This is a genomic window from Paenibacillus sp. HGF5 (assembly GCF_000204455.1).
Lineage (GTDB): Bacteria > Bacillota > Bacilli > Paenibacillales > Paenibacillaceae > Paenibacillus_AQ > Paenibacillus_AQ lautus_A.
Map to the genome: position 1 here is coordinate 1 of NZ_AEXS01000134.1, position 25,120 is coordinate 25,120.

Sequence of the window (25,120 nt, forward strand, 5' to 3'; positions counted from 1 at the left end):
ATCCAGCTCCAGCATGACATTGGCCACCCGGTCCAGAAAATACCGGTCATGCGTAATCATGAGCAGCGCACCCCGGCGCTTCTGCAGATACTGTTCCAGCCAGGCCACGGATTCATTGTCGATATGGTTCGTCGGCTCATCCAAGATAAGCAAATCGGAAGGCTGAATCAAGGCCGCAGCCAATGCGACCCGCTTACGCTGGCCGCCTGACAGCGTCCCCATCTTCGCGTCATAATTCCGGATGCCCAGCTTGGACAGGATGGTTTTCGCATCGCTTTCCAGCTGCCACGCCTGCAGCGTATCCAGCGTCTGATTGAGTTTCAGCAGGTTATGCTGCAGATCTTCGCGATTCGGATGCAGCTCCAGCAGTTCCATCGTTTCGGTGTACTCCCGCACCGCCTTCATCTCTGGAAGATCGCCCTCAAATACCTGCTGCAGGACGGTATTGTCCGGATCAAACTCGGGGTTCTGGGCCAGATAACGCACCCGGATGCGATTGCCCATCGATATTTTACCGGCATCCGGCGGCTCAAGCCCCGCGATAACGCGCATAAACGTCGATTTCCCCGTACCGTTTACGCCGATAATCCCGATTTTATCCTGGTCCTCCATCCCGAAGGAAGCATCCTGAAACAGAATTTTGTCTCCATAGCTTTTCGTTACCTGTTCCACGGTCAATATATTCATAGTTATGATCCCTACTTACATCTATAGATTTCGTTGATCGTTCGTTCATCACTAAGACGGATACATTATAACGCAATCCACGCCGCAATCCCATAAGCTGCCGCGCCGCCAAGCAATGAGCTGATCAGATTGACCGCATCGTTGGACATCCAGGCATGTCCGCGCATGCGCACCGTAGCCTGGCCGCAATGTCGAGACACTTCCACCGATTTGCCACACGACGGGCAGCGATACATGACCTGCATGGTCGCACCGAGGTACGAATCGGCAAAAGCTCCGACCATGCCGCCCGCAAGGGCAGCCAGGACATACGGCAACAGACCCGCATTCATGCCGCTCCACTCGGCCAGCAGCCATCCGCCTGCCCCAATCAGCATACTCCCTGCTGCGGCCGCCGCGGAGCCAACCCAGGACACGCCGCCGGATTCCCCTGCTGTCAGCACCCTTCCGTTCAGCACGGAACGCGGAGGCTTCCGGCTAAGGCTGCCTACCTCCGTGGCCCAGGTATCTGCCGTCACCGTAGCCATGACGCCTATAAACAGGTACACCCACAGATGGGACGGAATCCATACGTTCAACAGACACAGCACCATGCCGATGCCGCCATTGGCCAAGACCTGACCGGCATCCCGCCGGCCGGTCTTGGCATAGGATTTCTCCAGGTCCGCCTTCCGCTGCTTCCCATACCGCGAGAGCAGCGTGGACGTTATGAAAAAAAGAAGCAGGGTTCCGAACCAAAACGCGTTCCCTGCTCCGTAATATATGGTACCCATCAGAATAGCGGCTAAGGCTCCGGATTCCGATAACGATCGTTTCCTGTAAGCGGCTCCTGCCACGATGACGGCACCCGCTGCCCCGATCAGCCAATCCATCCGCGATCCCTCCCATAATAAAGCTTGTCAGATTACCCGATTTCGCAGCGGCCCAGACGGACGTCTCCCCAGAACAATTCGAACACGTCACCGGATTCCGTGGGTCCAACGCCGGCCGGCGTGCCTGTGAAGATCAAATCCCCTTGACCAAGACCGTAATGCTCGCCGATGTAATCGATGATGCGCTGAAGGGAGAAGATCATATCCTTCACATTCCCCCGCTGGACCTGGGCGCCGTTCTTCCGGACGGTAAAATCCTTATCCCCAAGCTTGGCGGTTCCCGGGAAAGCAATGGATGGCGTAAGCGGTGCGGAAGATTTAAACGCTTTTGCCGCCGTCCACGGGTGTCCTTTCTCCTTAATGACCGTCTGTACGTCACGCAGCGTGAAATCGATGCCCAGGGCCATCGTTTTTACAAGCTCGTCCACGGTCTTGCCTGGCGCGTAATCCTCCGCTAGCTGAATAACAAGCTCGCCTTCAAAATGAAGGCTGCCCCTGTCCATCGGCAGCTTCAGCACGCTGCCGTCCAGCGGAACGACGGCATGCGAGGGCTTAAGAAAAATCATCGGCTCTTCCGGTACGGCATTGCCGAGCTCCGCCGCATGCAGTTGGTAATTACGTCCTACACAATAAACGTTATTCACTAGGGCACACATCAATTAAAACCTCCATTTTCTTCGCCAGAACGGAACTTTTGGTGCAATTTTATGAATAAAGATTTGGCCCCATGTATCGGGCCGGTTCGTACAGATCATGATGGCGGGATTCATTCGGGCGAGCGATCTCATGCTCTTCGCATCATCCACCGTCCAAGCCATGGGCGTAATGCCGTTCTTCACCAGATCTGACGCAAAAGCCGCATCCAGGTGGGAATAGCCGATGGATAAAAAGGAACATTTCATTTGCTTCAAGCGTGCCAGCAAATTGCGAGGATGCGCATCGATGATAAGTCCGGTTTTCACGTCGGGCTCCAATTCCTTTGCCTTCATCAAAGCTTTCGGTTCAAACGAAGTAAGCACCACGTCCGGCAGCATCCGGTGGGCTTGAATCCGCTCCAGGACAGCGGCTTCCAAGCCGGGATACATGTCCCCGCTCGTTTTGAGTTCGATGTTAAGTTTCAATCGGCCTTTGACCAGCTGCAGGACCTCATCCAGCGAAGGAACCTGCTCTCCCCTGAACTGGCGTCCCTTCCATTCTCCGGCGTCCATCCTCCGGATTTGCTGCCAGGTCAGATCCTTCACCTTGCCCTTCCCGGTCGTCGTACGATCCACGCTGAAGTCATGGATCACGACAGGGACCCCGTCCTGAGTCAGCTGTACATCAATTTCCATCCAATGCACGAAGGGCTCATCCATCGCCATCTGAATGGCTGCGCGCGTATTTTCAGGCGCTTTACCGGAAAACCCCCGGTGAGCCACGCATAAATTGTTCATCGTGGGACCTCCTTGATGTAACGTTAAACGAATTAGTCTGCCGCCTTGCCTGCTATAACTTCACCATCAAGCGCTATTTTGACGCCGCCGACGGATCGCTCCTGGACCTCTTTCAGCAGGGCTTCAGCTTCTTTGCCTTCAAGCGGAATGACCTGTCCGATCTCCGTACGGTAAGGCGTCAGCTTCAGGTCGCAGTCTCCTTGCTTGCTGCATGAAGCCCGGAACACGGCTGTTTTCCACGTATCCGCATTCGATGATTTGGTAAAGATGAAATTGCCGGTGCTGTACGCAATCCACTTGCCCTTGTACTGCTCCAATCCCTGCAGCACATGCGGGTGGCCGCCGATAATCAGATCGGCGCCGCCGTCAATGAATGCGCGTGACAGATTGATCTGATGGACATTCGGCGTCTTGTGAAGCTCCTCCCCCCAATGGGCGATGACAACCACCAGATCGGCCTTGTTCCTTGCCTCCTGGATCGCTTCAACCGCCTTGGGCAGCACATGGTCATAAGCCCCGGCGACCCCCGGCCTGTTCTCCAGCGCATACCAGGTCGTCTCCGGCAGGACGCGGCTGAAGCCCAGCAGGGCAACCGTCATGCCCTGCAGTTCGAAATACTGGGCCGCAAAGGCTTCTTCCTCGTTTCGGCCCGCGCCCACATAACGGATATCATGGTCCTTCAGGTGTTTCAAGGTATCCAATAGCCCCTCCTGCCCCTGGTCCAGGATGTGATTGTTAGCCAGATTAACGGCTTCCACCCCGGCATCCCGGAGGGCGGGCAATACGTCCGGAGAGGACTTGAATACGAATTTCTTGTTGGCGGCGCCAACGCCTCCGGTCGTAACCGGGGTTTCCAGATTAAGCACGGTTAGATCGTCCTCCAGGAATGCGGTGCCCAGGTGCTTGTAGGGATAATCATATCCATGCTTCTTCAGCTCAGCCTCCACCTTGCCCGAGAACAACGTATCCCCCGCAAAATGCATAACCACCCGCGCTGCCGTCTCGTCATCGGCATGTTCATCCGCTGCGCCACCAACAGGCTCGGTCATCGCAGAATCGGGAGGTTCGCCGGGCTCCGCCGTCTTCGAAGGATCCGAATCCGTGCCCGCGCCTTCGTCCTGCTGCCCGGAGCCGTTGCTTCCCGCCTGCTCCCCTTCCATGCCAAAGTCCGGCATACCAGGGGGATAAGCCGTTTGCGAAACCGGATCTTCCTTGAATTTAAAATGATAGACAAGCAAAGCAGCGATCATAATAATCAAGCATAGGTTTAGAATGAGCCAAACCTGTCCGGTTCGCTGCTTACGGGCCTTCTTCTCGGCCTTGCTTTTCTCTGATCGTGACAGATGCTGCATAGGTCACTCCTTTATTCACTCATGAGCTCGCGCAATAAGTCGCTTCCCCCATTATACCAGCTTCCCCATAAAGAATAGAACCCCCCGTCGCCGGGGAGTTCCATAACAAAGCATTCTGTTGAGAAATTCGAAATTCGGGTAATAACGGCTTACAGTCCAATCAAGGTGATCACGGAGTCGCTGAGCGCCTCCATATAGAGCGGGTCGCTGTTCAAGGAGTCGATGCGCTCAAGCCGCATATCCATCTCCTTGGCAATGCTTTTGGCTTCGATATCCAAATCGTACAGCACCTCAAGATGATCCGATACGAAACCGACCGGCGCGACCAGCACGTCCTCCACCTGTTCTTCTTTGTTCAGCGTCTGCAGCGTATCCAGAATGTCCGGGCCCAGCCAAGGCTCCGCCGTCCGGCCGGCGCTCTGCCACGTAAACTGCCACTGCTTCACGCCTGCCTTCTCGGCTACGGCCTTGGATGTCTCAAGCAGCTGATCCTGATAAGGATCTCCGACGGACAAGATGCGTTCCGGAAGGCTGTGGGCACTGAACAGCACCCTCACGCTGTCCCGGACAGCCCCCGCTTGCTCGAACTGGTTCAGCTTCGCCGACACCCGGTCTGCAAAAGCCTCGATCAGTTTCGGATGCATGTGATAGCTCTCCACGAACGAAATCTGAAGTCCCAGCTCATCGGCTTTCGCCTGCGCACGCTTCACGTAGGATCCGATGCTCATGGTGGAGTAATGGGGAGCCAGCACGATGCCTACGGCTTCCTTGATGCCGTCCCGGACCATTTGCTCCACGCCGTCTTCGATATACGGAGCCGCGTGCTTCAAGCCTTGGTAGCATACAAACTCAAGATCGATGGCCCGGGGATCCGCATTTAATGTATCCTGCAGCGTGCGGACCTGCCGGTCCGTGTTCTCGCGAAGCGGAAACACGCCTCCCACAATCGCCTCATAGCGGTCCGTCAGCTCCTTGAGCTGCTCTTCCGACGGCTTACTTCCGCGGCGGATATGCGTATAATAACTTTCGATTCCTTCCATGCTCTCCGGCGTGCCGTAGGACATGACCAATACGCCAATCTTATTCTTCATACCATCTCACCTCTGGCTAATAAAATATTCAACGTTTAAGAGCGTTGTGCTCCTGCCTGCAGTGCTTGAGCGGAGTATTCGTGAATATACGAGGTCAGCTCACGCAGCTTCTCAAGGGAAGCCTCCGGGAATAAACCGTGTCCTAGATTAAACACAAAGCCCGGCTCCTGAATCCCCTGATCGATAATTTCTTTGGCATACTGCTGAATGACCGGCATAGGCCCGGTCAGAACCGTCGGATCCAAATTGCCCTGAACGGCATATTTATGCTCCAAGCGGCGGCGTCCTTCCGCAATGGACACTCGCCAGTCGAGACCGATGACATCCGTGCTGAGATCCGTAAGCGTAGGCAGCAGCTCTCCTGAGCTTACCCCCGGGAAATAGATCTTCGGAACGCTCAGGTCCTGAAGCTCGGCAAAGATACGCTGAATGGTTGGAAGGACAAACGTTTGGAAATCCTTTGGAGACAAAGCTCCCACCCAGCTGTCGAACAATTGAAACGCTTTCCCGCCGTTTGCCACGTGGGCACGCAAATAAGCGATCACCATGTCGCCGAGCTTGTCCATCAGCGAAAACCATACCTTCGGCTCGCTGTACATAAGCTCTTTCGTGCGAAGATAATTTTTGGAAGGTCTGCCTTCGATAAGATAACTGGCAATCGTGAACGGAGCACCGGCAAACGTAATGAGCGGAACGTCGAGCTCCTTGTCCAGAATGCGAATCGTCTCCAAGACATGGCCGAGATCACCTTCCACGTCGATCGGGCGAAGCTTCTCTACATCCGCTGCGTTTCGGATCGGATTGTCGATCACGGGACCGATATTTTTCACAATATCGAAGTCTACCCCGATCGAGGCAACGGGATTCATAATGTCAGAATATAAAATAGCCGCGTCCACGCCGAGCTTCCGTACCGGCATCAAGGTTACTTCTGCCGCCAGCTCGGGTTGACTGCATATTTCCAGCAGGGAGTACTTTTCTTTAATCTTTCGATACTCCGGGTCGTAGCGTCCCGCTTGTCGCATGTACCATACAGGAACGTGGTCCACTTCCTGCTTGCGGCAGGCGCGGATGAATTGATCGTTATAGGTCATGATTAGGCCCCCATCAATGTGTATAAAGTTTCCTAAAGAACATTATGCCCTTTTTAAAAGTAAGTAACAACCGTCTTACATGGACATCCTATGAAAATCGCATGACAATCTTATGACATTGTTAGCTTTTGGCGCTTTTTAAATATGTTATACTGGAAGAACGGCATTTTTTAGGGTAATTCCACATACGTCCGGTTTACGCCGGACCCGACAGCTTAGAAAGGAAGTGAAGGGCACATTGACCAATTGGAAAATCAATCTCATTGTGCTTTGGTTCGGGCAGTTCTTGGTCAACTCCGGGATGACCATGATCACCCCGTTCCTGACATTGTATTTAGCCCAGGACCTGAATGTCGTTGGAGACCGGGAGATAGGAGTCTGGGCCGGATTGATCTTTGCGGCCAACTTCCTGACCTCGTTTATTTTTCAGCCGATCTGGGGAAAAGTCGCCGATAAGTACGGACGCAAAATCATGCTGCTGCGCTCGGGCTTCGGCATGGCGCTTGTCATCGCATGCATGGGCTTTGCCACCCATCCGTGGCATCTGCTGGCTCTTCGCCTGCTGAACGGTACCATATCGGGATTTAACCCTGCGGCGATATCACTCGTATCGGGCACGACGCCCAAGAATCGGATGGGGTTTGCGATGGGCATCATGCAATCCGGACAAGTCGCCGGCACCATACTCGGTCCGTTGATCGGCGGACTCATGGCCAGCTGGGTCGGCTTCCGGCCGATTTTCTATATTACGGGCGGGTTAATCTTTACGGCCTCGCTGCTCGCCTTGTTCCTCGTCAAGGAAAACTTCAACCGCGAGCAGGCCGCCAAGGCACCGCAGCCTTCGGTTATCGCCGGGCTCAAGGAGCTGAGCCATATTCCGCAGCTGCCGGCGTTATTCGCCGTCACGTTCCTGCTTCAATTCGCGATGATCAGCCCTATGGCGCTGCTCCCGCTGTATGTTCAGAAGCTTCATGGATCCGCGGTGGATATCGCGATATGGGCCGGATTCGTCGTGGCGGTCACAGGGCTGTCAAACATGATCGCCTCCCCGATTCTCGGCAAGCTCAGCGACAAGGTCGGCGCGCACCGCATACTGACGTACGCCTTGATCGGTACGGGACTTACGTTGATCCCGCAAGCCTTCGTGCAATCCGTGTGGCAGCTGATCATCGTGCGGTTCATGATGGGCGTGTTCATGGGCGGGCTGCTGCCGAGCGTCAACGCGCTGATTCGTTCCTACACGCCGGACGGCATGGAAAGCCGCTCCTTCGGCTTCAACACAAGCTCGCTTGCGCTTGGCAACATGCTGGGCGCGGTGATCGGCGGATTCTTATCCGGATTCATCGGAATCGAAGGATTGTTCATTACATCCGGCTGCCTGCTGATCATCAATATGTTATGGGTAAGGCGGAAACTGTTCTCGCATAAGCCTTCGCCCAAATACCGTTGAGCCTGCCAGCAGAATAACAGCAACCGTCTCATGCAAAAAGGGGCTGTCCCGTGGTCTAACCGACCCGAGGACAGCCCCTTTGTGTTATCTGATTCATCCCTTCACGCGCGCAAGGATCAGCCCGTCATAGGCGGGCAGCAGCGTGCTGATCAGCCTCTCGTCCGTCGCGATGATTTCATTAAAACGGCGGACGGCCTGAACCGAAGGACCGTTCTTCTCCGAGTTCAGCGTCCGGCCCCGCAAAAAGCAGTTGTCTCCGGCAATGAGGGCGCCGGGATTGGCCAGCTCCATGGCATATTCCAAGTACAGAGGATAGTTCTCCTTATCCGCATCAATAAAGAAAAAATCGAATGTCCGCCCTTCCTGCTTCAATGCCTCCAGACTATCCGCCGCCGGACCGATGCGGTGCTCCACCTGATCCTTGAAACCGGCCTTCTCCAGATGACGTCCTGCGAGTGACGCGTATTCTTCCTTCAGCTCTAAGGACGTGAGCTTGCCGTCGGCTGCAAGTCCGCGGCACAGACAGATGCCGCTATAGCCGCCAAGGGCGCCGATCTCGAGAATATTCCTTGCGCCGGCAGCCTGTACCAGCATGGTCAGCAGCCGGCCGTATGCCGGTGCCACCGAAACCTCCGGCATCCCGTGCTCGCGGATGGCTTCTATTACAAGCTGAAGCTCTTCATCTTCAGGGTATAATTGGTTAACATAATCGTCAGGGGTCGTAAGCAATGAAGCTGCCTCCTTTTTCTAATAACATGCCTTGACTCCGTTAAACCTAACGAGAACTATCATATGATAATTGTCTTAGTCAATGCAATCGCCTATACTATATAGATTGAACCGGCGGCGACTCTCGCCGTACACATGTTAAATGGAGTTGACATCGTTAATGCCTCGATTACAATTGATCGCGACGGCCCCGATGGGGCTGGAAGCCGTCGTTGCCCGCGAGTTGAAAGAGCTCGGGTATACCGACATGGAAGTAGAGAATGGAAGAGTTACCTTTTCGGGTGACCTGATCGATATTTGCCGCTGCAATCTGTGGCTCCGGACGTCGGACCGAATCCTCGTCAAGATGGGGGAATTTACGGCCCTGACCTTCGACGAGCTCTTTGAAGGAACAAAAGCGCTGCCGTGGGAGGAATGGATTCCGGCGGATGGCGAATTCCCCGTGGAAGGACGTTCCCATAAATCGCAGCTTAGCAGCGTTCCCGCATGTCAGGGCATCGTGAAAAAAGCAATCGTGGAGAAGCTGAAGCTCTCGCACCGTACGGAATGGTTCCCCGAGGACGGTCCCCGTTATGTAGTCGAGATATCTCTCTTGAAGGATCGAGCCATCCTGACGCTGGATACGACAGGACCCGCCCTGCATAAACGAGGTTACCGCAAGCTGGTGACGGAAGCTCCGCTGAAAGAAACAATGGCTTCCGCCCTGCTGCAGTTAAGCCGCTGGGGCCCCCATAGGCCGCTGTATGATCCGTGCTGTGGTTCGGGCACGATCCTGATCGAAGCTGCTATGATGGCCTGGAATATTGCGCCAGGCCTGCGCCGGTCGTTCCCGTCCGAGCACTGGGATATCATCGGAGACAACCTGTGGGAGGATGCGCGCGAGGAGGCGTTTGATGCGGTGAAGGACGATATTCCGCTCCATATAGCAGGAAGCGATATCGACCCGAAAGCCATCGAAGTAGCCAAAGCCGCTGCCAAAAGCGCGGGGCTTGCCGGCGAAATCGACTTCAAGGTCCTTCCAGCGGCCAAAGCCATCCCTGATGGCGAATTCGGCTGTATCATCACCAATCCTCCTTATGGCGAACGGTTAAGCGAGAAGGAGGAAGTTGAACGTTTGATCCGCCAATTCGGTTCCGTCATGCATTCGCTTCCGACCTGGTCCTTCTTCGCGATCAGCCCGACCAAGCAATTCGAGCATTACTTCGGCCGCAAGGCGGACAAGCGCCGCAAGCTGTTCAACGGCCGGATCGAGTGCCAGTATTATCAATATCTGGGGCCCTTGCCACCGCGTAACAAATCGGCGGAATAACGTCATGACGCCGCTTGAACCGCCGCCTTCGGGCGGCTTTTTTGTCTGCATCGCCGTTTGAATTCATGCCGGGCCAAGCTATAATTAGAAAAGCATCTATCGACGTTCTTGCATAGAAATCAGACAACGTTTCGAGAATGTTATAGTTTTAGATAAAGGAGGATACCCTCGTGCTCTCATCGCCGTCATGGATCGATATCCGCAGCCGGGTCTCCAGAGGACTGCATTACCGGTACACCGCCTATCTGTTATTCCTTATCCTCATGATGTACAAGCTGATCATGCTGGATCATCAGCTCCATATTGCCAACATGAAGCTGGATCGGGCCGACTATGTGATCGCCGTCGGCTCGCTCCTGCTGATCTCCTTCTGGACCTTATGGCTCCCGGCAAGAGGCCGGCTTGCTTCATTAACCTTACTGAATCTGGTATGGACAGGGATCCTGTACGCCGATTTAATCTATTACCGGTACTTCGATGATTTCATCACGGTGCCGGTGCTCATGCAGGCCGGGCAAGTCGGCTCGCTCGGAGACAGCATCCGTTCCCTTATACACGGCGTCGACCTGTTCTTTTTTATCGATTGGGTTGTCATCGTCCCGTTTACGGCCGTGATGATGTTCCGCAAACGGAGATCGACTTCCGAAACGTACGGGTTCCCGGGTGAATTTCGCCGGCACCGGCGGAAACGGGTGCTTGGCCGGTTGGCAGCTGGTACGCTCGTCTTCATCCTTGGCATGGTGATGACTTTCATCCCCATCAAGAAAGCGTCCGATACTTGGGCTATTGGCCTCTTTGAAGGCAATTGGTGGAATATTACGCTATATAACGTGACGGGACTGATCGGTTTTCACGGATATGATCTGTACCGTTACGGCCGGGATCATCTCATCGGCCAGCCCAAGCTGGCAGAGGAAGAGGTCAACCAGGTCAAGGCATGGTTTGATGCCAAGCAGGGGAAAGCATCCGGAACCGGGGCTTTGTTCGGCAAGTATAAAGGCAGCAACGTCATCATGATCCAGACGGAGGCCTTCATGAATTTTGTCATTGGCCGGTCGATTGGGGGGCAGGAAATTACCCCCAACTTCAACCGTTTGATGAAGGACAGCATGTATTTCAGCAATTTCTACCATCAAACCGGGCAAGGACGAACGTCCGATGCGGACTTTGTCACGCACAGCTCCCTGCTTCCCCTGCCCACGGGTTCCGTGTTTACGCGATATGCCGACCGCGAGTACGATACTCTTCCGGAGATTCTGAAGGAGCAGGGTTATGCCGCAAACGTGTTCCATGCCTATGACAGCAGCTTCTGGAACCGGACGACGATGTATCGGGAAATGAACTATGACCGTTTTTACAGCAAGAAGGATTATGAAATGAACGATGTGCTCGGATGGTCGCTGAGCGACAAAGCATTCTTCGCGCAATCGCTGGATCGTATGAAAGGCATCGAGCAGCCCTTCTATTCCTTCCTGATTACGTTAACGAGCCATCATCCGTATTATGTCCCGAAGGATGCCCGCAAGCTGGATACAGGAGAGTTCGAAGGCACGATGTTCGGGGATTATCTGCAGTCGATCCATTATGTGGACGAAGCCTTCGGCCAGTTCGCGGAGCAGATGAAGCAGCAAGGGCTGTGGGATAATACCATACTGCTCATCTATGGCGATCACGATAATTCGATCAAGGAAATATCGGACTATGAGAAGTTCCTGGGACGGGATCTGAACGCACTCGACATGGAACAGATCATGAACCAGGTCCCCCTGCTCATTCGCCTGCCTGACGGCGGGAATGCCGGAGTCTATCCCGAGGCTGCCGGCATGATGAACGTGACGCCGAGCATCCTTCATCTTCTCGGCGTATCGGAAGCGCCGTATTACTGGATCGGGGGCCATCTGTTTGATGATAAGCCGCGTCTGATTCCGCTGCGCAGCGGCGCTTTTTCCGAAGAGAAGGTGTTCTACCTGCCTTCTGAAACGGCCGGGCTGGAAGGTGGAACCTGTTATGATCTGACGACGCGTCAGCCAACTGACATCCAGGCCTGCCGTGACGGGTACGACGAAACCCGGAAGGAGCTGCAAATCTCGGACCAAGTCATCACGTACGATCTGCTGAAGTTATTTAAAGCACAGGGCAAGGGTGAAACGGAGTAACAGAACAGCATCGGATTTAGGTTCGACCTAATACCCTGGCGTCCCACTTAACCAAAAAAACAGGCTGATCTTAATGATCAGCCTGTTTTTTAATGCGATTTTTCGATAAGACCATGTCCCGTTACAATAAGATCTTTATTCTTGCCGCCTGCTTCCTCCACCCTGCCCAATAGGACACTGACTCGAGTCGGTTTCCCCATCTTGGCAAACGTTTCACCACATATCACCTGAGCTTCTTCCAGGATGGCCGTCCCAGCTTCATATAAGTTGGCCAAAAAGCCCGTTCAAAGCTTGAAAGCTCTGGAACGGGCTTGCACAGGATGATTTACTTTTTAGCCGAACGAAGCTTGGACAGGCGTTCCTTCTCTTCACCTAACAACTCTTCCGCCAATTCCACGGCGTTTCGGTTCCCCTGCTCGATCACCTGAGCGACCGCTTGCTCTGTATGGGATAACGAATTCTCCGCTTGCTGAATTAACTGTTCCGTCGGATGGGACATGGCCGAGGATACGGCACGGTGCAGTTTCTCCACGGAATCTAACGCGCTGTTGCTTGGACTGTTGGAGTGAAGACTGGAATCGTGACTGTTCATGACGGATGCTCCCTTCTAAAGTCATTGTTCCTGTTGCCCTCTTAGCATGGATGGCTGAGCCAGGAACTATACCAGAAGAAATGGGAAATCCATGAATCTTCGATTGGGGGCCCGAACAGCCCGTTGGTTACTTCACAAACGGCATCGCCTTTGCCAGCACCTCATCCTCTGTAGGTGCGCTGACATACCGGCCGTTGATATAAATGAATGCGCGTTTGCCGCAAGGACCGCAATAGGATTTGCAGCCGATCTTAATATCGGCATCCGGCACCATTTTCTGAATCTTCGGGATGATTGTCTTCAATTTCGTATGCCTGCATTTCTCGCAGACGCGAATATCATTAGCCATTATTCATTACCTTCTTTGTTCTGAAGTATCCTAGTGGTCGCCGTGATTCCCTTGGGATGGATTCGTAATGACAAAGCCTTCCTCGGGAAAATAAAGATAGTCGATTTTGACGCCGTCCAGAAAAGGTTGTCCAGCCTCCAAAATGACGTCGATCTCTTTATCCGTCGATACGACGACATCGCTTTCCTTAGGTGTGTCCAGGTCCAGTCCATAGTGAGCATGGTCGCCATGCGCATGGGTAACCAGCACGCGAAGTTTCTTGTCCTTGTTTTCTTCCTTGTCCAGCTCTCGCTTTATCACTTTGGCCGCATTGCGGGTAATTTTACATTTCACGTATATTCATCTCCTCACGGATGTTTCATTCAATATGTTATTGTAGACCCCTGCCGACTTTTTCGCAAGGGTTCTGTCCGTATTGCCGCTGCCCGAAGGCCGCTTACCTTGCGCGCTTGACCTTGCCTTGATTCTCACCGAGCAAACCCGGATATTTCCGTTCGACGCGGGATACGAACCAGTTCATCAGCAGCATCGTGACTCCGATATCATCGATCGGCATGAAAGGCATGAAATCAGGCAGCACCCAGTAAAGCGCAACCGGAACCAGGAATAACAGCTTGTCCCCTAAAGCAACCCGGGAAGAGGCCAAGTACCCGAATATCCGCTGGAATACGTGCGACCAGCGCCGAAGCGACCATAATCTTCTCCACTTCATGGTGTATACCTCCATTCCAATTGCATGAATATATATTACCCAATTCCTGAATCTCTAAGAAATCCCGGCCATTCCTATGCGGCCCGCAATCAATCAGAGGGCGAAAAGAGGCCACTGCCTTGATCCATGACAAGCAGCGGCCGCTTCTTCTAGCTTTGTATACGTTTAGGAATGCTTCTCGTTTCATTATCAGGTTATTCCAAAGACATGAACGCCGACAGGATCGATCCCACCTCGACGCACAGGTCCTCGAAGTCCTCAAGCGGCAGCGGATTAATCCCATATCCAATCTCCACCGTAAAGCCCGGTCTCCTGAAATGCTGGATGAACCAATCCTTGTAGCCCGCATCGCTCCCCTGAAGCTTCACCGGCCTGTAACCGCCCGCCTGACCCATTATTCTGGCCATGTTCTCGCTTTCCGGAGGTTCGTAGTCCCTGTAATTCCAATAAATTTCCCTGCCTTGGCTGTGAAGGGAAACGGCTCGTTCCGGAGAGATCGACAGGGTATGCTGATAGACGGTCTCGGCTTCCGGCTCGCTAAGCGGCTTAGCCCCCGCATAATCCTGCGGAGAAGGACGCGTTTTGCCCCTGCGAGCAACTTCCTCGTTCCAATGCGCCGGGAATTGGTCGCCCAAATCCACGCCGTTGATATTCGCCTTCCAGCGGCGAAAGTCCTCACGACCGCCATTCCATTCCAGCAGACGTTCATAATATGGATGAGAAGGTGTGATTCCTTCTTGTACGAGCTCTACTCCGTCCGGGTTTGCCATCGGGACAACCCACAGCGTATAGTCCTGGTACCAGGCAGTCGGCTCCTGATCATAAACTGTTGAGGCTTGAGCCAACGCCCTGCCGTACTCCTCCATGAATCGCATCAGACAAGGAGTGGTGATCCATTCATTGGCATGCAGCGCTGCATTCATGTGGAGATTCTTCGGGCCTTTGCCGATTTTGGCCGCATATATGGGTTTGCCGAGCACGCTCCGTCCGATGACGCTCCACTCGATGACAGGGTAATGCAGCTGCATCTCTTGGATATCGCGTTCCAGATCCGCCGGCCCATATTCACCGGATAACCGTATCAAATGCTTATGTGTTGGGCCCGGCAGAACGATCGTTTTTCCCTGGGGCAGCTGATTAGCCGATAAACCGGGATTCAATTCTTCCAAGGCTTCCTTGCGAAACCGGAACGCACTGGCAATACGATCAAACGTATCATGCTCCTGAATGACATACCGCCGGCGCAGCGATGCAGGAAGATAGAGCATTTGTCCCTGCTGAAGATACGGCTGCTGGGCGGCCCATGGATTTGCCGTAATCAGCTGTTCATACGCCAGACCATGTCTGGCAGCCACGCGTCTTAGTGTATCGCCTTTCTGTACGACATATTGCTGCATAATGGATTCCTTTCCGCGGCTAAGCCGCTTCAATTAGTGTCCAATCCATGTATATGAGCAGCCGCTTGTCCGACATGAATGATGCAGCCAATCGAAACCGGGCCAAGCCCCTTCCTTTCGTATGAAGGCGATCGTAAAACCAAAGAAAGGCAGGAAAGGGCCTCATCCCTTGTCCTGCCTGCCTCGCAATCTCGTATTCGCAATCATTCTAATAAGCTTTAAAGTATGAACCGTGAATTATAGCTTCGTAATCTGCCATACCACTGGCGTCCGCTTGATATGCTCACCAAGCCATTCGGTTGCAATGCTCTGAAAAATCTCCGGATCTCCTGTACAGAAAAATTGATGCACCGGCCCTTCCATGCTGCTCGCGAGTTGGCCTTTATCGTACAGAATCGTGCTGACTTCGCGTGCCGTCTCATCGGCGGAGCTGATCAGCTTCACATTCGGCCCCATGACGGTTTGAATCGTATTCATGAGGAACGGATAGTGGGTACACCCCAGGATCAGGCAATCAATGGAGGTATCCTTGATGCCTCGTAGCGATCGCTCCACAACCTGCAGGGAATCCTTGGACCGGAACAATCCGTGTTCGACGAGCGGTACCAGTTCGGGGCAGGCTTGACTCTCTACCCCGATATATGGCGACAGCTGTTTCAGAGCCGCTGTATACGCTCCGCTGCCAATGGTTCCGACCGTACCGATCACGCCGACGTGTCCGGTCTTCGTTGCGCTTATGGCGGCTCGTGCCCCTGGATGAATGACACCGATGACCGGCACGGGCACTTTGGACGAAATATAATCAAGCGCCGCCGCCGTTGCCGTATTACAGGCGATAACGATCATTTTGGGATCATATTGAATTAAATAATCTACGATTTGCTCCGTAAATAAACGGACTTCTTCCGGTGTACGGGGTCCGTAGGGTGCGCGGGCTGTATCTCCGAAATAAATAATCTTCTCTCTCGGGAGCTGTCTCATCACTTCTTTGGCGACAGTCAGCCCGCCCACACCCGAGTCTAGTATTGCGATTGCTTGCTGCACGAACCCACCGCTTCCTTCTTGTCAAATTCATGGTTTACAGTGATACCATATGTCATTTCGGATCGAAATGTACCTTAAATCTTACCCCAATTCCCCCCTATCTTCAACAAGGGCGCCGTTGTGAACAACCTTGGATACATTGTTCAAGCAATTGTAGGACTCTTGCTCCAGATGCGGAGCTTAGGTAGTTTATACTATAGTAAGCGCGCGTATAGAAAAGGAGAATCTCACGTGAATGACAGCATACATCGCACCGGCCTTTTTCAGGCTGCGGAGCAGTTTATCGGGCTCTGTTATGCAGAGTTAAACCGGACCGGGGAAGAAGTGCAGTCCCGGATCAGCGACATTCGCTCACAGATCGAGCGGACAGGTACATATGAACATACGATAGAGGAACTGACGCACGGGGCCAAAATGGCCTGGCGAAACAGCAACCGCTGTATCGGGAGACTGTTTTGGGATCGCCTGAAGGTCATTGATGCCAGACACTTAACGGAGACCTCCGGCATCTTTTCGGCGCTTCTCCACCATATCGAGAGTGCCACCAATGGCGGAAAGATCATACCTACGATTACCATTTTCAGAGCTGCGCGTCCCGGGGAAGCTCCCCTTATGATCAAAAACCATCAATTGATTCGGTATGCGGGTTACGAAACGCCGGACGGCACGATTGGCGACCCGGCTTCGATCGCCTTCACGAAGGAATGCTTGGAGATGGGTTGGCAGGGTGACTTGACCGCCCATGATGTGCTGCCGCTGGTGGTGCAGCAGGGGAATGAGCCGCCTGAGTGGCTGCCGATACCGAAAACCTCCGTGCTGGAGGTCTGCCTGGAGCATCCTGATCTTCCGGAGCTTAAAGAGGAAGGGTTAAAATGGTACGGGGTGCCTCTCATCTCGGACATGCTGCTTGAGATCGGGGGCATTACGTATACGGCCGCTCCGTTCAACGGATGGTATATGGGAACCGAAATCGGTGCCCGCAACCTCGCAGACGAGGCCCGTTACAACAAGCTCCCGCTCATCGCCAGCCTGATGGGACTGGAGACTTCAAGCGAAGCCACCTTGTGGAGGGATCGTGCACTGGTCGAACTCAATGTGGCCGTGCTTTATTCCTACAAAAAGGCGGGTGTCAGCATCGTGGACCATCACTCGGCTGCAGCCCAGTTCGGTCTGTTCGAACAGCGTGAAGCGCAGGCCGGGCGCGAGCTTACCGGAGACTGGAGCTGGCTGATTCCTCCGGTTTCGCCGGCCACCACGCATATTTTCCATGCATCCTATCATAATGACATGCGTTCGCCGAATTTCCATTACAGGAACAAGGGACAATAATCCCGCCTGACCAAGCTAAACACTAAACGCAGCAAAGCCGGGGCGTTTGACGCCGCCCCGGCTTTTCATGTATTTTGGCGTGATCCTTATTCCCGCAATCAATGTGCTGAAGACCGATGATCCCTGGTTTTAATCGTTGATCTTCTCTTCCGAAACAGAGGGCACATACGCCTCTTCTTCAAAATCCTCATCAAACGAGGACACCTGTGCGATTTCCTCTTCTGCCAGCCAGCTCTCCTGCCGATTCCGCCAGGATTGAATGTCGGAGATGACATTCTCGGCACGATCCGTCATGATGCCGATCAGATTAACGCCCTGCTCGCCTACCTTCTCCGCCGCCTCCTGCACCTTGGCACCGATTCCGCGTGCGCCGTCTGCAATGTCATCCCGAAGCTCTTTGCCGGATTTCGGAGCCAGAAGAAGTGCGGTAACAGAACCTGCAACACTGCCGATCAATACTCCCCAGAGGAGTCCTTTGCTCTTCTCTTTCATATCCCATCTCTCCTTCTATTTGGCTTGCCTTTCGCCGGACTTGGAGGCATATTTGTTCCAGGAATGCCAGAGCGTCATCCCGGCATCCACCCACCGGAACATCTCCCCGATCTGCCGTTCATTATCGAGGCGGGCACGTTCCAGATGCTCAATGGCCGTTATGGAAGCTTTTTTCCCAACAGCATGAACCGCATCGGCCGTCTTGGCTACGGCTGTCGCTGCACTGGACATGGAAGCGGCAAAAGCTTCGCCGGCTGCCAGCTGACGCTGTATCATCTCCAAAGAGACGGAAGCCTGCTCAAGCACTTGCGAAGCCTCCTGTGTCAATCGGGCGCTGTCTTCTTCAAGCCGGCCCAGCATGGTCTCAGCCCGCCGCATCAGCTTTCTAATCGACAGCATCATGACCACCGCGGCAACCGCGATCAGCACGATGCCGGCGGCAGCGGCCAGCGCACTCCATTCTGTCATCGGGAACTCCTCCTTTCGTCCGACCGGGCGAATGCCTAGTCGCTTGATGCATTATAAGCAGGATGGGCTTGTCTTGACACAACATCGGCGATCTTTTTATTGCGGCCAGAGAACAACGAATATCCCCGCCCGCTCGAGTAACATGCCGGCAACGGTACGAATTCAACAAAAAAAACAGACCTTCAGGGGATTTCCCTGTAGGTCTGTTCTTCCATGCGTCATATGGATGAGCGAGCCCATGCCTTCATGGGAGAAATCATTCAAGCTAAGCAGCCATCAGTACAGTTCGTTCTTTAAATATTCGCGAACGTTTCCCGCAAACTGCTCCAGCACGTCGGGCAGTACGGGCGTTAAAGAATGCAGCGCCTGCCGGTCCCAATCATAGTAGTCCTGTACGAGCGGCTTACGTAAACGAACCAGCTCCATCAGCACCTTATGAACCTCTTGCGGAAACACCTTTTCCTCATGATTGATATCCATGATATCTTCGTAACTGCTGGCATCCCGCATAATAAATCCGTCGATCAGGTAGCTGCCGACATCCGTGACGACCTCGATCGCCAGATGAAGCGCACGCTCCTGAACCAGGCCCAGCACCAGGCCTCCGTCCCACGATTGCGCAGCGGCACGCAAACCTTCCGCAATGTCCGGAATCGCGTTCAGCCGCCGTTCAATTTGCTCTTGATTCACATAATACACCGCAAATCTCCTCCAGCCTGTTGTTGTAAGTCTATCTACCGCCTACACTTCAAAATCAACGCTAAGCGTATGATCTTTCACCGTATTGATGTATTGGATCACTTCCTGGTGTACAGGGTGAACGGCATAAGCCTGCAAATCTTCAAGATTGTCCACTTCAACGATCAAAGCCAAATCATAAGAGCGCTCGGAGCGGATCACATCGGCACCCGCTTCAAGGGATCTCAGCAACGGAATTTTACCGTCCATGTCGCGCAGCACCTGCACGGTTTTCTCAATATTCTCTGCGGTTGGATCCTTCAATTTGAAAAAAACAATATGTTTAATCATCGTCCGTTCCTCCATCTCTAGCATATATGTAAATCTCCCGTATCTATCATACCCCGTTCGTCCGGAAAAAGAAATCGCTCCCACGAACATGAGGAACATACATGGCTCTCCAGATATAACCAAACAGGAGCACCGACTGGACGGCGCCAGAACGTGCTCCTGAATGAACATCCTACGAAAAAAGCCAGTCATTTGGATTTATGTGCTAAATATGGTTCAGCATGTTCCGGGCAATCCAGACCCCGGCGGCTCCTGCCTGAGCAAGCCCTCTGGTAATTCCGGCGCCATCCCCGCCGCAATACAGCCCCTTGATCTCCGTCTCGAAGGAATCCGACAGCTTCGGCCTTGCGGAGTAGAACTTGGCCTCGACGCCATAGAACAACGTGTGCTCCGACGCGATCCCCGGCGTGACTTGATCAAGCGCTTCAACCATCTCGATCAGACTTTTCATCGTGTTGTAAGGCAGCACCAAGCCAAGATCGCCTGGAACGGCTTCCTTCAGCGTCGGCTCAAGAAACCCTTCGCGGATTCTGCCCTCGGTGGATCTCCGGCCGCGAAGCACGTCGCCGTATTTCTGCACGATGACCCCGCCGCTGGACAGATCATTCGCCCGCTTGCATATTTCGCGCGCGTATTCGTTAGGCTTATCAAACGGCTCCGTAAACTTATGGGATACCAGTAGCGCAAAGTTCGTATTGGCTGAGCCCAATGCCGGATCCTTGTAGGAATGACCGTTGGCAGCCATGACTCCGCTGTGGTTTTCCACCACAACATGGCCGGAAGGATTACTGCAGAATGTCCGCACGCGGGTCCCGACCGAAGTGTTGAAGATGAATTTGCCTTCATACAAATGCTCGTTGATTTCACGCATGACCACATCCGAGGTTTCGACGCGCACGCCGACATCCACTTGGTTATTATGCATTTTCAATCTGCGTTTTTTAAGAATGCCGGTCAACCAGGCAGACCCGTCGCGGCCGGGGGCAACCATCACCAGATTCGCCTCATGGACCTCTCCGCCCTTCATCGCGATGCCGGTGACGCGGTGGGTGCCGTCCTCCTTGATGGTGACGATGTCCTCGACCTCCGCCCGGAATGCCATATCAATCCTTGTCTTTAAATATTCATAAATCGACTTCAGGATTTCCAAATTCTGCTCGGTTCCAAGATGCCTTACCTGTGCGCGAAGCAGCTTAAGGCCTGCTGCGTATCCTCGCTGTTCAATATCGCGGATCGCATGGGTCGTCGGATCTGTAATGGCAGGTGTCGCCCCATGCTCCAGGTTGATCGCATCCACATATTGAATGAGCTCCATGACTTTGGATCCGGGCAAATAATCGGTCATCCAGCCGCCAAACTCTGTGGTTATGTTGAATTTGCCGTCACTGTATGCCCCGGCTCCACCAAATCCGGCCGTAATCGAGCAGGCCGGCAGGCAACCGGCGAATTCCTTCCGGCCTACCGCCGGAGGGCACAGCTTAATCTTCTCCTCCAGAATCGGACAGCTTCTCCGGTAAATATCATGTCCCTTGTCAACCAGCAGCACCCTGCTGCCTGGTGATTTCAATGTCAGCTCATGACATGCAAAAATTCCTGCAGGACCGGCACCAACAACGATAACATCATATTTGCTCATCATATCCCCCTGTGTGTTTGACTGTCGTTTACGCACACCGATTCCAGGCACAAAAAAATCCTGCTCCGAATAGGTATGCTTGCGCACCCTATTCGTAGTCAGGAATTTAAGGTCCCTTGTAGAAACCCCTGAACCTTATTTTCAGGGATATACGAATAAGCCTATTTTTCTCTTCAACAACCATAGTTAATATAAAACGTAATTACGAATGAGTCAATAATAATATTTAAAATTGTTCGCCTTTCAGGCCGTAATATGTTTAAATTCGGGTTATTATCGTTAAATTCTATAAAAACACGAACAATGCTCCAACAAGACCAAATACACATTGTAGGTCTATCGAACCACCGCACCGGCTCCATAAATCATGTAACAACGAAATGGAAACAAATGTTTAGTGATTGGCTATTGAAAAGCTAGTGTCGAATATTGTAGTATTGTGTTAAAAAAATCGGAGGAATTATGCCTACACAACTGCAGCAAGAAAAACACTCCATTGAGGCGTGGTCCCTGATCAATCGTAAATATTTGGGGAAAGGCGTGCGAGTCAAGCGCTTTCGTCGGCCGACCCGCTGCCAAATTCGTAACCGCGTCCTGCTAGCCGTACTTATGGCCAACGATATCAAATTGTCGCAATTGGCCGAGGAACTGGGAGTATCCTCCCGTAGCGTCAGCGCCTGGGTATATGAGGGACGCGTTCCCGGAAAAAACAACCTGGAGAAAGCCTGCGACTACTTGGGTTATCCCCGCCACATTCTCTTCAGAGAAGAATTGCTGGACAAGTCGCCCTTGATCTGTCAGCCAGCGCCTTCCCGATTCATGAAACGCACCCTGACACGCTCTCCGGTCAGCAATCGGATTCTGACAGGCCTGTGCATGGTTCATGATTTGTCGGTTAGCGATGTCAGCCGCTGGATCGGCGTACATCCTGGCACGTTCCGCAAATGGCTGCACCAAGGCACCGTACCTTCAGCAGCATTTCAGGAGAAAGCGGAACAGTTCTTCCGAATCCCTAAGTCTGTGTTATTCGCAGATTGCGCACTGAAGCAAGAGTCCCGATAAAACTAGCCGTTAAACCAATAACCATACTTATTATCTGACACAAATGCTCTGCTTGCCGGACTCCATTCGGCCAAGCCGGGCTTATTTTGTGTCATGGCATAGTTTGAGGTTTTCAGGGAATACAAGTAACATCGGGCATACGAAAGCATCCAGGAATGAGGTGACTGACGAATGAAGCTGCGTCAGAAGGAAATTGGCGCTTCACTGGGATTGCTGGCTGGAACGACCATGGGAAGCGGCATCGGATTCCTGCTCGGATGGCACTCCTACAATCTGATGGTCCTGGTTTCCCTTTTCGGTTTTTTCGGAATTGCAGCCGGTCTTTGGGCAGGCTCCCTAAGAATATTCAAAGAGCTCCCTTAAGAACCATGCGAGGCTCGTCGTTCTGCCTGATTCTTGATGAACATTTAGGCATAAGCTCAAAAAAAGCAGGCCGGTAATTTTCCGGTCTGCTTTGCTATGATTAGTTATGGGTCTTCGTCTCGTTTATAACGTACAATTTCCCAGGCTTAACGCCATCGTTTTTGAAATGTTGAACGACTCCGTCAGTGGCGGCTCTTTGGTCATGGCCTCGCGTGGTCGTATCCGGCATATCCTGAATACTCCAGGTCTTGCCTCCGTCCTCGGTTTTGGCTTGACCGCTGAATCCCGTTTCAGGCGAGATAAAATGGAGAAAGCCGGCATTCGGCGTGCTTCCGATCCGGTTCCATGTTTCTCCGCCATCCGTTGTACGGTACAGATCGTTATTCTCCATCACGGTCCAGGCCTGCTTCCCGTTCAGCGCAAAGATTTGGCGTACAGTGCCCTTCGGCTGAGCCTGAACCTCCCATTCGGTGCCTCCGTCATCACTAAAAGCAATCCAGCCTTCTCCGCCAATCCAGCCGGAATTATGATTAACGAGCCGGACTGCCGTCACATCCGATAAATCCACATCAGGTTCGGCCGCTGGATCTTCTTGCGTGTCTGCTGCGGAACCGTTTCCTGCGCTGCCATCCGTATGGCCTGAGGTCTCATCCGTGCCGGAAGGCGGCGTAGTCTCAGGAATATCTCCCTTGGGAGAATTCGCCGATGCCTCAGTCGGCAAAGGCCCGGCCCCATTCCCTATATCCGATGACTGGCATCCGACAGCTACGCTGACTGCGATCAACATCATCAGCATAAAGCCCATCCTGTTTCGAGGTTTTATCATGCGATCACACCCCTTATGTTCTAAGTAACCAACCGTAACGGCTGTTTACGCTATTCGTCCCATTCCATCACACTCATACGGAACGGTCCCTCTTATTCAGTATAACGCGATTTCCACTTGAAGAGGAACGAAAAAAGCTGTTTTTCAAGTCGAATTTCACTTGAAAAACAGCTTTGCTTCATAGATGCGGTCGAGAGGACTCGAACCTCCACGGGGGTAAGCCCACACGGACCTGAACCGTGCGCGTCTGCCAATTCCGCCACGACCGCATATTATGTAAGTCGTGATCGAGTTGATCACCGTAATTAAGAGTATATAACGCCCCAAGCTAAAAAGCAAGCATTTTTTCAAAAAAAAATGTCGAAACCATCATTACATCATGGTTTCGACTAATCAGGCCAGTCTCAGATCGTCCATTGATCATGTATGATGCCGGACAATACCCAACGATCCTCATACCGCTCAAACACAAGCCGCAGGCTTTCCCAGTCCATGCCCGCATAATCAGGATCAACTCCATCATAATAATACTCAACGATGCCGGCCTCTCTATACTGGCTGCTGGCATTGTTCACCGTATTTCCTTCGCTCTTCGATTGGTTGTATCCGATCCACGGCGCCTTCGCAAAGTCCAGCGAATAAATGAATTTCTTGTAATAGTCATCAAAAGTCATCGAAATCGGTTCTCCGCTGCCGTCAAACTCACCCCATCGGTAAACGGCGTCGTTGTTCAATCCCTGCCGCAGCTGCTGCTTGCCGAGCGTTACGTCCTTCTGCCGGTCGACGTGAGCATACGGTGAGAAGGTGATTCCGTCTGGATGAGCAAGCTCGGCCAGCTTCTCAAAATCCTTGTTTTTTAAAGACGCGATCGCTTCAGCACTGATTTTGGATAGGGCAGCTTCTGCCTCTTTCGGCGTGAGCAGCGGATAAATCATAGCTTCTTTTGCCTTGTTATCCCAGGCAACCTTGCCTCCAAGCCCTTCAGCCGAGAAACGGAGCGGGATGTAAACCCGTCCCTCCCTGAGAAGAGGCGGAGCATCCAGGGTCACGACCTTGCCGTCTTTCATGGCACGGGTATGCCCAACGGTATAACTCGTTGTATGTTTGCCATTGCTCACGACCGCCGTCCGATCGGCTTGATTCCAACGCACCTCGGCACCCATTGCTGCCGAAATGCCGCGGAATGGCACCATCACCCTCCCTTGATGAATAAAAGCAGGCGAATCCAGCAGCAATTTGCCGCCATTCACCATAACTTCAATAGGTTGGTCTGAAGATGTGCCCGATGCCCAAACTTCTTCTCCTCCGAACTGGAAAACGGCGATCCCAATCGCTGCCGCCATGAAACCGGCCAGCAGCTTTTTCACTGCTTGACGTACCTTCATCACGAACTCTCCCTCCTTCAGCTCAGTTCACTTCCCATTTCCATTATAGAACATCTATAACCCATGGACCCATCCCTAAAGCAATTGCTGCCGGTTACTCCGTACAGGCCACTGGATATGCCCTCCCCTCACGCTCCAGGTCCGCTATGGCTAACCCCCCATTATATTCACTCAACATCCCCTTTACGTCGAAAAGCAGGAAAGAGGAATTGGGGCGCTGAGGAAGAATTGTCTAAGCATGAGATTACATTTCTTACGGGGGG

At 53.0% G+C, this 25,120-nt stretch carries 27 protein-coding genes, 1 tRNA gene and 1 riboswitch; of the genes, 6 read left to right on the forward strand and 22 right to left on the reverse strand.

Going from position 1 to position 25,120, the window contains the following annotated elements:
* From HMPREF9412_RS21040 to hemE, 7 genes are all read right to left on the reverse strand, one after another.
* On the reverse strand, nucleotides 1-687 hold a 687-nt coding region (locus HMPREF9412_RS21040), incomplete at its 3' end, for an ATP-binding cassette domain-containing protein (RefSeq protein WP_009593777.1).
* Between the two features lie 65 nt (nucleotides 688-752).
* On the reverse strand, nucleotides 753-1,559 hold the full coding sequence (locus HMPREF9412_RS21045; RefSeq protein WP_009593782.1) for a DUF92 domain-containing protein: 807 nt from the start codon (nucleotides 1,557-1,559) through the stop codon (nucleotides 753-755).
* A 32-nt stretch (nucleotides 1,560-1,591) separates the two neighbouring features.
* The gene (locus tag HMPREF9412_RS21050) at nucleotides 1,592-2,215 is read right to left on the reverse strand and encodes a fumarylacetoacetate hydrolase family protein (protein ID WP_009593798.1); all 624 of its coding nucleotides are present in this window, start codon (nucleotides 2,213-2,215) and stop codon (nucleotides 1,592-1,594) included.
* 3 nt (nucleotides 2,216-2,218) lie between these two features.
* Nucleotides 2,219-2,992: a glycerophosphodiester phosphodiesterase gene (locus tag HMPREF9412_RS21055; protein ID WP_009593791.1), complete on the reverse strand. Its 774-nt coding sequence runs from the start codon at nucleotides 2,990-2,992 to the stop codon at nucleotides 2,219-2,221.
* A 32-nt stretch (nucleotides 2,993-3,024) separates the two neighbouring features.
* The gene (locus HMPREF9412_RS21060; protein WP_009593774.1) at nucleotides 3,025-4,344 is read right to left on the reverse strand and encodes a CapA family protein; all 1,320 of its coding nucleotides are present in this window, start codon (nucleotides 4,342-4,344) and stop codon (nucleotides 3,025-3,027) included.
* A gap of 149 nt (nucleotides 4,345-4,493) precedes the next feature.
* Nucleotides 4,494-5,435 carry a ferrochelatase gene (gene hemH, locus HMPREF9412_RS21065; RefSeq protein WP_009593799.1) on the reverse strand — a complete coding sequence of 314 codons (942 nt, stop codon included), beginning with the start codon at nucleotides 5,433-5,435 and terminating at the stop codon, nucleotides 4,494-4,496.
* A gap of 35 nt (nucleotides 5,436-5,470) precedes the next feature.
* Nucleotides 5,471-6,529 carry a uroporphyrinogen decarboxylase gene (gene hemE / locus HMPREF9412_RS21070; protein ID WP_009593794.1) on the reverse strand — a complete coding sequence of 353 codons (1,059 nt, stop codon included), beginning with the start codon at nucleotides 6,527-6,529 and terminating at the stop codon, nucleotides 5,471-5,473.
* A 238-nt stretch (nucleotides 6,530-6,767) separates the two neighbouring features.
* On the opposite strand from hemE, the gene HMPREF9412_RS21075 reads away from it, so the two are divergent.
* Complete coding sequence (locus HMPREF9412_RS21075; protein ID WP_009593776.1) at nucleotides 6,768-7,979, forward strand: MFS transporter; 1,212 nt, start codon at nucleotides 6,768-6,770, stop codon at nucleotides 7,977-7,979.
* A 93-nt stretch (nucleotides 7,980-8,072) separates the two neighbouring features.
* Here HMPREF9412_RS21075 and HMPREF9412_RS21080 read toward each other — a convergent pair whose 3' ends face one another.
* Nucleotides 8,073-8,708, reverse strand: coding sequence for an O-methyltransferase (locus HMPREF9412_RS21080; RefSeq protein WP_009593795.1), 636 nt, complete (start codon nucleotides 8,706-8,708; stop codon nucleotides 8,073-8,075).
* Nucleotides 8,709-8,868: 160 nt separating this feature from the next.
* Here HMPREF9412_RS21080 and HMPREF9412_RS21085 point away from each other — a divergent pair, with 160 nt between their 5' ends.
* Both HMPREF9412_RS21085 and HMPREF9412_RS21090 read left to right on the forward strand, forming a co-directional pair.
* Nucleotides 8,869-10,017, forward strand: coding sequence for a THUMP domain-containing class I SAM-dependent RNA methyltransferase (locus HMPREF9412_RS21085; RefSeq protein ID WP_009593784.1), 1,149 nt, complete (start codon nucleotides 8,869-8,871; stop codon nucleotides 10,015-10,017).
* A 170-nt stretch (nucleotides 10,018-10,187) separates the two neighbouring features.
* Nucleotides 10,188-12,173: an LTA synthase family protein gene (locus HMPREF9412_RS21090; protein WP_009593792.1), complete on the forward strand. Its 1,986-nt coding sequence runs from the start codon at nucleotides 10,188-10,190 to the stop codon at nucleotides 12,171-12,173.
* 325 nt (nucleotides 12,174-12,498) lie between these two features.
* Here the strand turns inward: HMPREF9412_RS21090 and HMPREF9412_RS21095 are convergent, their stop codons facing one another.
* The 6 genes from HMPREF9412_RS21095 to racE form a co-directional block, all read right to left on the reverse strand.
* Nucleotides 12,499-12,765 carry a hypothetical protein gene (locus tag HMPREF9412_RS21095; protein ID WP_009593780.1) on the reverse strand — a complete coding sequence of 89 codons (267 nt, stop codon included), beginning with the start codon at nucleotides 12,763-12,765 and terminating at the stop codon, nucleotides 12,499-12,501.
* Between the two features lie 127 nt (nucleotides 12,766-12,892).
* The gene (locus HMPREF9412_RS21100) at nucleotides 12,893-13,114 is read right to left on the reverse strand and encodes a DUF1450 domain-containing protein (protein ID WP_009593800.1); all 222 of its coding nucleotides are present in this window, start codon (nucleotides 13,112-13,114) and stop codon (nucleotides 12,893-12,895) included.
* A 30-nt stretch (nucleotides 13,115-13,144) separates the two neighbouring features.
* Nucleotides 13,145-13,447: a HesB/IscA family protein gene (locus HMPREF9412_RS21105; protein WP_009593786.1), complete on the reverse strand. Its 303-nt coding sequence runs from the start codon at nucleotides 13,445-13,447 to the stop codon at nucleotides 13,145-13,147.
* Between the two features lie 103 nt (nucleotides 13,448-13,550).
* On the reverse strand, nucleotides 13,551-13,826 hold the full coding sequence (locus tag HMPREF9412_RS21110; RefSeq protein WP_009593797.1) for a hypothetical protein: 276 nt from the start codon (nucleotides 13,824-13,826) through the stop codon (nucleotides 13,551-13,553).
* A 194-nt stretch (nucleotides 13,827-14,020) separates the two neighbouring features.
* Nucleotides 14,021-15,223: a M14 family metallopeptidase gene (locus HMPREF9412_RS21115; RefSeq protein ID WP_009593790.1), complete on the reverse strand. Its 1,203-nt coding sequence runs from the start codon at nucleotides 15,221-15,223 to the stop codon at nucleotides 14,021-14,023.
* A gap of 237 nt (nucleotides 15,224-15,460) precedes the next feature.
* Complete coding sequence (gene racE, locus HMPREF9412_RS21120) at nucleotides 15,461-16,267, reverse strand: glutamate racemase (RefSeq protein ID WP_009593789.1); 807 nt, start codon at nucleotides 16,265-16,267, stop codon at nucleotides 15,461-15,463.
* 231 nt (nucleotides 16,268-16,498) lie between these two features.
* Here racE and HMPREF9412_RS21125 point away from each other — a divergent pair, with 231 nt between their 5' ends.
* Nucleotides 16,499-17,596: a nitric oxide synthase oxygenase gene (locus tag HMPREF9412_RS21125; protein ID WP_009593793.1), complete on the forward strand. Its 1,098-nt coding sequence runs from the start codon at nucleotides 16,499-16,501 to the stop codon at nucleotides 17,594-17,596.
* A 129-nt stretch (nucleotides 17,597-17,725) separates the two neighbouring features.
* Here HMPREF9412_RS21125 and HMPREF9412_RS21130 read toward each other — a convergent pair whose 3' ends face one another.
* The 5 genes from HMPREF9412_RS21130 to HMPREF9412_RS21150 all read right to left on the reverse strand — a co-directional run bounded on the left by HMPREF9412_RS21130 (nucleotide 17,726) and on the right by HMPREF9412_RS21150 (nucleotide 21,221).
* A complete protein-coding gene (locus HMPREF9412_RS21130; protein WP_009593785.1) occupies nucleotides 17,726-18,088 on the reverse strand; it encodes a YtxH domain-containing protein in 363 nt (120 codons plus the stop codon).
* Between the two features lie 15 nt (nucleotides 18,089-18,103).
* On the reverse strand, nucleotides 18,104-18,556 hold the full coding sequence (locus HMPREF9412_RS21135) for a DUF948 domain-containing protein (protein WP_009593778.1): 453 nt from the start codon (nucleotides 18,554-18,556) through the stop codon (nucleotides 18,104-18,106).
* Between the two features lie 276 nt (nucleotides 18,557-18,832).
* A complete protein-coding gene (locus tag HMPREF9412_RS21140; protein ID WP_009593787.1) occupies nucleotides 18,833-19,255 on the reverse strand; it encodes a DUF86 domain-containing protein in 423 nt (140 codons plus the stop codon).
* A gap of 42 nt (nucleotides 19,256-19,297) precedes the next feature.
* Nucleotides 19,298-19,585, reverse strand: a complete 288-nt coding sequence (locus HMPREF9412_RS21145; RefSeq protein WP_036672979.1) for a Dabb family protein — start codon at nucleotides 19,583-19,585, stop codon at nucleotides 19,298-19,300.
* Nucleotides 19,586-19,790: 205 nt separating this feature from the next.
* A complete protein-coding gene (locus HMPREF9412_RS21150) occupies nucleotides 19,791-21,221 on the reverse strand; it encodes an NAD(P)/FAD-dependent oxidoreductase (protein ID WP_009593779.1) in 1,431 nt (476 codons plus the stop codon).
* A gap of 75 nt (nucleotides 21,222-21,296) precedes the next feature.
* A riboswitch (purine riboswitch) is annotated at nucleotides 21,297-21,396 on the reverse strand.
* Nucleotides 21,397-21,683: 287 nt separating this feature from the next.
* On the opposite strand from HMPREF9412_RS21150, the gene HMPREF9412_RS21155 reads away from it, so the two are divergent.
* Nucleotides 21,684-22,283 carry a helix-turn-helix domain-containing protein gene (locus HMPREF9412_RS21155; protein WP_009593788.1) on the forward strand — a complete coding sequence of 200 codons (600 nt, stop codon included), beginning with the start codon at nucleotides 21,684-21,686 and terminating at the stop codon, nucleotides 22,281-22,283.
* A 171-nt stretch (nucleotides 22,284-22,454) separates the two neighbouring features.
* On the forward strand, nucleotides 22,455-22,646 hold the full coding sequence (locus HMPREF9412_RS21160) for a hypothetical protein (protein ID WP_009593775.1): 192 nt from the start codon (nucleotides 22,455-22,457) through the stop codon (nucleotides 22,644-22,646).
* A gap of 100 nt (nucleotides 22,647-22,746) precedes the next feature.
* Here the strand turns inward: HMPREF9412_RS21160 and HMPREF9412_RS21165 are convergent, their stop codons facing one another.
* The 3 genes from HMPREF9412_RS21165 to HMPREF9412_RS21175 all read right to left on the reverse strand — a co-directional run bounded on the left by HMPREF9412_RS21165 (nucleotide 22,747) and on the right by HMPREF9412_RS21175 (nucleotide 24,857).
* Complete coding sequence (locus tag HMPREF9412_RS21165; protein WP_009593796.1) at nucleotides 22,747-23,442, reverse strand: WD40/YVTN/BNR-like repeat-containing protein; 696 nt, start codon at nucleotides 23,440-23,442, stop codon at nucleotides 22,747-22,749.
* Nucleotides 23,443-23,657: 215 nt separating this feature from the next.
* Nucleotides 23,658-23,741 (reverse strand) — tRNA-Leu (locus HMPREF9412_RS21170).
* A gap of 135 nt (nucleotides 23,742-23,876) precedes the next feature.
* On the reverse strand, nucleotides 23,877-24,857 hold the full coding sequence (locus HMPREF9412_RS21175; RefSeq protein ID WP_036672975.1) for a copper amine oxidase N-terminal domain-containing protein: 981 nt from the start codon (nucleotides 24,855-24,857) through the stop codon (nucleotides 23,877-23,879).
* Between the last annotated feature and the right edge of the window lie 263 nt (nucleotides 24,858-25,120).